The sequence below is a fragment of the Mesorhizobium sp. CNPSo 4689 genome, from assembly GCF_057784325.1.
Genome location: NZ_JBWLUZ010000078.1, coordinates 1 through 5,129 on the forward strand (window position 1 = coordinate 1; position 5,129 = coordinate 5,129).

The window sequence follows — 5,129 nt, forward strand, 5'->3', positions numbered from 1 at the left end:
TGGACTTCGGTCCGGCGCCCTATCGGACCATGGCCCATCGGGGGAACGAACCCATTGTGGCCTCGTTGTGCACCAGTGAAGTCGGCATGAGGAGCAAGGAAATGGACGATCGAGATAACAGCGTTATGGAGGCTGGATGGCTTCTTGCTAACTAGGCGCCAGATGCCGCTTCCTCGGTGTCCGGCGCAGGCTGCGCCGGCTCAAGGTTTGATGCTGGTGGCGCACTAGTAAGTTCCTAGGGCGCCGCCTCGGGTTTGCTGGGGTACGCGCGAAAAGGGCAGCAATCTCGCGATGCCAAACGTTGGAACTTTTCACCACTTCGCACCTTCTTTGAGCAGGTCGTTGCTGCAACGACTTGTGAATCAGGAGGAACTTTCTATGAAGCTCAAGATGCTATGCATGGGCGCGATGGCGCTTTCGATGATGACCGCTGCGGCACTTGCAGGGGCACTCGACGATCCGGCGAAAATGTCGCCCTTCTTCACCGATGCCGGTATGAAAACGATGAGGTCGGCCGACGAGTTCAAGGCCGCCTGGATGGCGATGAAGGAAGAAGATCGCGCCGCGATGATGAAGGAATGCGGCGACGAGGCCATTGCCAAGGAGCACGACAATTTCTGCAAGATGACCAAACAGCTCGGCGGCGCCAACTGAGCAGACACTACTCTCAATCTTGCGAGAGCCCGCGACTGCCCCGAGGCCGCGGGCTCCTAAAGACTTAATTGACGATCAGACGCTGCTTGTCCCGGTCGCGCTGCGGCGGGGGACGATGCGCGCACACACTGGCTCTAGATCCCGATGTCGACGCGAGGCCATGGGTGCGGGCCTTTCTGGTTTCAGCTGGAACAATCCGCCCGCCTCAACATTTTGATGCTGGTGGCGCACAAATCTTTGCGCGTCGCCTCGGGTCGCACAACCCGACAATAGAGCCCGCTCCGGCCCCTCACCGGAGCGGGCTTTTTAGCAACGTCCCCGAGACGGCGGGTGCCAACGAACTGACCCAAAAACTGTTCGCGGATGTCGGATGCCAAGGTACTCTTCCGATGGAACAGGCATACACGACGCAGGGCGCTACATTTGGCTGCTGCCGATTAATGCGACTTCACCCTCCGAGAGGTTAGTCCGCGACGGTCCCGCGGCCGTGAACACGACACCAGCTGATTCAAGCACATCACATACGGCGGCCAGCTTCGCGGGACGCAAGGTCCTAAGCCCGTTTTCGAAGTCGCGTATTGTCCCCTCGCTAAAACCGCACTTGGCAGCGAGCCGCACCTGAGACCAGTTTAATAGCGCCCGTGCCGCCCGCGACTGCTCTGGTGTCATCACAAGCCTGCAAGCGCTTTCGCCTCGCGCTCTAGCGTCGCGCTGGTCGATGCCATGGTTCCTGATGAAATCGGCGACCTCATATTCCTTGTCGCCCGACACCCGGTCGCGGTCACGGAAATCTCGTTTGGTGTTGTCGTCGGACATCGCTGCTACCTCCTGTTAGAGAACCGCGGCTGGCAGCGATTGTTCCGCCTTGCTTATTAAGTGTCTGCTAACGGAACGGAAACAGCTCTGCGATATTGAATCAAATTCAATCTTGCGGGGCGTTCCAATGCGTAAGCGTGCCGGCGGGTCCGGTTGTCGTTCATTCCTCCGCTGATGCCAACCTTGGTCGAGAAACCTCCCGAGGGCGAGGGCTGGCTGCATGAGGTGAAATTTGATGGGTACAGGTCACAGATCATCATTGATGACACAGACGTTCGGATCTTCACCCGACGCGGGCTCGATTGGTCGGCAAAATATCGAGACTTGGTTGATGCAGCTAAAGAATTGAACGTCCAAAACGCCATCGTCGATGGCGAGATCATCGTCACCAATGAGGCAGGGCTGTCCGATTTCGCAGCGCTGCGGAAAGCCATCACGCGGCGCCAGCACGATCTCTATTTCGTCGCCTTCGATCTCCTGCATCTGAACGGCCACGATCTGCGTGACATGGCACTGGAAGACCGTCGCGAGATTCTTGTCAGCATGATCTCGACCGGTGGTCGAATTCAGTTCAGCCAGGCTTTGCAGGGCGAGGCCAAGGCAATTTTCCATCTTGTCGATCAGGCCGGGCTGGAGGGCATGGTTTCAAAGCGCAAGGACAGCAAATATCGAAGCGGCTCTCGGCGTCGAGCGCGAGGCAGGCAAGCCGGCATTCGCTCTAATGGCAGAGCGCGGCACAGGCCGCTACGTCGGCTCCGCATTCATCAACGCCACCGCGAGGTTCGCGAACGCCTCTGGAAGCGCGTCCAAGAGCATGCAGGGCCACCACCGAAGGGCATGAAGCGGCCGGCGACGAATGGATCAAGTCGGGGCTGATCGGCCGTGTGAAGCACCTACGCGGCGAGGAAGACCTGCGCCACGCCTCGCTGCAGGATTTCCGGGAGGAAAACTGACAGCTCACTTATTTCGGTTGCGCCTTAACTGGCCGTGGCCGTTGACGCAATTGCATGATCTGCAAGTAGGCCGCGGCCGCCGCGTCGCATTGATGGCGAGATGGACCGTTGGATCGCAGGATGACTTCGGCCATGCGCCTTGGAATGCCGTGCTTCTCTGCAAAAAAATCGACCTCATACGGACACCGGTCCGAGTCGGGATCGCTGCTGCTCAATCTCTTGCCCAACAATGCTCCTCCGCCTTTGCTTGGGATCAAGGTAGAACGAAGTCGGCTATCATTGGTTTCGGCCGGCGCCGTGGATTTCCTCCAAGCGGAACTTAATGCCACTCGCCAGCTTATGCCGAGATTCGCTCTGCGAGCGGAACGTATCCCCTATAGCCGGCGTTGGCTGATGTAAGAGAGGCGAGTGCCCGATGGCCGACGAGCCAGATAAACCACAACTAAGGGGCGGCCCGGTCATTCAGCGCTTAATCAGAGAAACAGGCATCTTCGAGCAGGCCGGCCTCGAGGGCATGGTTTCGAAGCGCAAAGACAGCAAATACCGAAGTGGAAACTCGACCGCTTGGCTGAAGACGAAAGCTTACAGGATCAATGAATACGATCTGCTCGGCGTCGAGCAGAGGCCGGCTTGCCGGCCTCTGCCCTGATGGCCGAACGAGGCACAGGCCGCTATGTCGGCTCGGCTTTCATCACCTTGAACCGGGAAATGCGGGAACGGCTCTGGGAGCGCGTCCAGGCACATGCAGGGCCACCGCCGAAGGGCATGAAGCGCCCGGCGACGCAATGGGTCAAGCCGGGGCTGATTGGCCGTGTAAAGCGCCTACGGGGCGAGGAAGACTTGCGCCATGCCTCGCTGCAGGATTTCAGGGACGAGAGTTAGCGCGCCGGTAGTTTTGAAGCGGCCGTTGACACGGCGCTCGCCCTCGCCAGCCCCTTGCGGTATGATTGATTTTGGGAACCAAGTTGGTGGACATCAAAGATGTTAGCCTCCGACCTAACGAAATTTATCGAGCAGGATCATCTGGCTTTGGGTGCCTTTGTGAGGGGCGATCCTGAGCCCCTGAAAAACCTCTATTCGCGACGTGATGACGTGGTAATCGCGAACCCGTTCGGCCCACCGGCTAAGGGATGGACAAAAGCGGCTGAGACCATGAATCGAGCTGCCACCAACTACCGGGACGGCGAGGCCACCGGCTTTGAGCGCATCTCCGAGTACGCGACGGCGGACTTGGGGTACATCATCGAGATCGAGCGGTTCCAATCCAAAGTCGGCGGTGCCGACACACTGGTGCCGATTGCTCTTCGGACCACCACTATCTTCCGGCGGGAGGATGGCGCATGGAAGATCGTCCTGCGTCATACCGATCCGATAACGTCGGTGCGGCCGGCGGCGTCCATAGTTGGGCGGTAGCGCGCCTAGCTGGCGACAATCAACTTCTGGCGACCTCGCCGACTGACCCCTTGGCAATTGGCAGGTTTTCAGGAATATAATCCTCCGTTGCGGCGAACCCCTTCAACGGAGATCGCCATGCCCCAAAAGACCCTCGCCGACACCCTGGCCGCCCGCGAAACTGTGTATGTCAACTGCGGGCATCCGATGTGCTGCAAATCCACCAAGCTAGATATCGCAGCGCTGATCGATCGGCTCGGCGCCGACCACGGCTCAATGCATGACGATCTGGTCGGGCTCTTTGGCTGCTCGAAATGCAAGGCACAGGGCCGCCACCGCAGCCCGGTGTTTTCACATGCGTTCCCGATTACGAAGGCCAGCAGCGGGCGCGCAATCGCGACTGGAAGCCGACTTTCGAGAGAAAGCCTAGATCAAAAGCGTAAAGGCCGCCCCCTTGCGGCAGCGGGCGGGTTGTAACATTTTTACGCTCAGCAACCAGAGGGGGCAATTTGATGAACAAGCAACCGTGGAAGACTTCGGTCGAGATCGAGGAACTTGGAAACAAGCTTTATGTGCGGGTCATCGAAGACGGCGTGGTAAGCGTCAAGGGCTTCCGTTCTCGGGCAGATGCCAAGGCCTTCGCCCAAAGCGAACAAGCGCGGCTCGGACTTGATACGCGTCTCTGGACGTAAAGCCGCCACCAGAGAGGCAGCCAGCTATCCGTGCCCGTGACCAGCAAAGGCAGCGAAGCCCATAGAATGGACGGACATTTGTATGATCTCCACGTGGACATCAACGCGGCTGCACGCCGACACGTTCCCAAACCCCGTGCGAACAAAGCGCTTACGAAGGAACCTACTGCCGTCCGCCGGCTTATGGCGAGATGAGCACACGCGGCCTCAACTTCCTTCACAAATGGCTTTCGGAAAATGTCGCCCAGACTGTAAGCGCTGATGTCATCTCGGTTAACGAGCTAATCCGTAAGCTGATTGCCGACGCCAGGTCTGTCGGGATCAGACGGGAAGAGATCGACGAGGAGGTACACAGCCTCTATCGCACCATCCTCGATGCTATCGTCCATTATGACGCCGGCTTGGCGGACTGAGGTAATGAGAGGGCTGACAAAATGGATGCCCTCAAGCGAACATATCGTCTGCAGATCATGGAGGAACTCGCTGTCCTGGATGCTTGGCGATTTGAGAAAAGACTTCCTAACCGTGCTGAGGCAGTGCGGGCGTTGCTTCAACGCGGTCTCATGGCCAAGGGCTATGAGACAGATCGGGGCGCACGTTCGGTCGAATTCGGCGTTCTTCA

General features: G+C 58.6%; 9 protein-coding genes and 1 pseudogene. 9 read left to right on the forward strand and 1 reads right to left on the reverse strand.

Annotation, left to right across the window (positions count from 1 at the left end; all coding sequences use genetic code 11):
* Positions 1-378: 378 nt before the first annotated feature.
* Entirely contained in the window at positions 379-654 is a 276-nt protein-coding gene (locus AC04SI_RS32920; RefSeq protein WP_192177449.1) for a hypothetical protein, read from the forward strand.
* 417 nt (positions 655-1,071) lie between these two features.
* Here the strand turns inward: AC04SI_RS32920 and AC04SI_RS32925 are convergent, their stop codons facing one another.
* Positions 1,072-1,470 carry a helix-turn-helix domain-containing protein gene (locus tag AC04SI_RS32925; protein WP_488475694.1) on the reverse strand — a complete coding sequence of 133 codons (399 nt, stop codon included), beginning with the start codon at positions 1,468-1,470 and terminating at the stop codon, positions 1,072-1,074.
* A 174-nt stretch (positions 1,471-1,644) separates the two neighbouring features.
* On the opposite strand from AC04SI_RS32925, the pseudogene AC04SI_RS32930 reads away from it, so the two are divergent.
* The 8 genes and pseudogenes from AC04SI_RS32930 to AC04SI_RS32965 all read left to right on the forward strand — a co-directional run.
* Positions 1,645-2,423, forward strand: a pseudogene (locus AC04SI_RS32930) (ATP-dependent DNA ligase).
* 415 nt (positions 2,424-2,838) lie between these two features.
* Positions 2,839-3,072 carry a hypothetical protein gene (locus AC04SI_RS32935; RefSeq protein WP_488475695.1) on the forward strand — a complete coding sequence of 78 codons (234 nt, stop codon included), beginning with the start codon at positions 2,839-2,841 and terminating at the stop codon, positions 3,070-3,072.
* Positions 3,072-3,305 (forward strand): hypothetical protein, encoded by a 234-nt coding sequence (locus tag AC04SI_RS32940; RefSeq protein ID WP_488475696.1) that lies wholly within the window; start codon positions 3,072-3,074, stop codon positions 3,303-3,305. The genes AC04SI_RS32935 and AC04SI_RS32940 overlap by 1 nt, the downstream gene beginning before the upstream one ends.
* A 99-nt stretch (positions 3,306-3,404) precedes the next feature.
* On the forward strand, positions 3,405-3,836 hold the full coding sequence (locus AC04SI_RS32945) for a YybH family protein (protein ID WP_488475697.1): 432 nt from the start codon (positions 3,405-3,407) through the stop codon (positions 3,834-3,836).
* Positions 3,837-3,953: 117 nt separating this feature from the next.
* Positions 3,954-4,292 (forward strand): hypothetical protein, encoded by a 339-nt coding sequence (locus AC04SI_RS32950; protein WP_488475698.1) that lies wholly within the window; start codon positions 3,954-3,956, stop codon positions 4,290-4,292.
* 35 nt (positions 4,293-4,327) lie between these two features.
* Positions 4,328-4,507, forward strand: a complete 180-nt coding sequence (locus AC04SI_RS32955) for a hypothetical protein (RefSeq protein WP_488475699.1) — start codon at positions 4,328-4,330, stop codon at positions 4,505-4,507.
* 191 nt (positions 4,508-4,698) lie between these two features.
* Entirely contained in the window at positions 4,699-4,920 is a 222-nt protein-coding gene (locus tag AC04SI_RS32960; RefSeq protein WP_488475700.1) for a DUF768 domain-containing protein, read from the forward strand.
* A gap of 21 nt (positions 4,921-4,941) precedes the next feature.
* Positions 4,942-5,129: hypothetical protein (locus AC04SI_RS32965; RefSeq protein ID WP_488475701.1), on the forward strand; the 188-nt coding region annotated here is incomplete at its 3' end.

What these genes read in the sequence shown, in the direction of transcription:
- AC04SI_RS32935 (WP_488475695.1), top strand. Translation starts at nt 2,839, where the DNA reads ATGGCCGACGAGCCAGATAAACCACAACTAAGGGGCGGCCCGGTCATT.
- AC04SI_RS32920 (WP_192177449.1), top strand. Translation starts at nt 379, where the DNA reads ATGAAGCTCAAGATGCTATGCATGGGCGCGATGGCGCTTTCGATGATG.
- AC04SI_RS32925 (WP_488475694.1), bottom strand. Translation starts at nt 1,470, where the DNA reads ATGTCCGACGACAACACCAAACGAGATTTCCGTGACCGCGACCGGGTG.
- AC04SI_RS32945 (WP_488475697.1), top strand. Translation starts at nt 3,405, where the DNA reads ATGTTAGCCTCCGACCTAACGAAATTTATCGAGCAGGATCATCTGGCT.
- AC04SI_RS32940 (WP_488475696.1), top strand. Translation starts at nt 3,072, where the DNA reads ATGGCCGAACGAGGCACAGGCCGCTATGTCGGCTCGGCTTTCATCACC.
- AC04SI_RS32960 (WP_488475700.1), top strand. Translation starts at nt 4,699, where the DNA reads ATGAGCACACGCGGCCTCAACTTCCTTCACAAATGGCTTTCGGAAAAT.
- AC04SI_RS32955 (WP_488475699.1), top strand. Translation starts at nt 4,328, where the DNA reads ATGAACAAGCAACCGTGGAAGACTTCGGTCGAGATCGAGGAACTTGGA.
- AC04SI_RS32950 (WP_488475698.1), top strand. Translation starts at nt 3,954, where the DNA reads ATGCCCCAAAAGACCCTCGCCGACACCCTGGCCGCCCGCGAAACTGTG.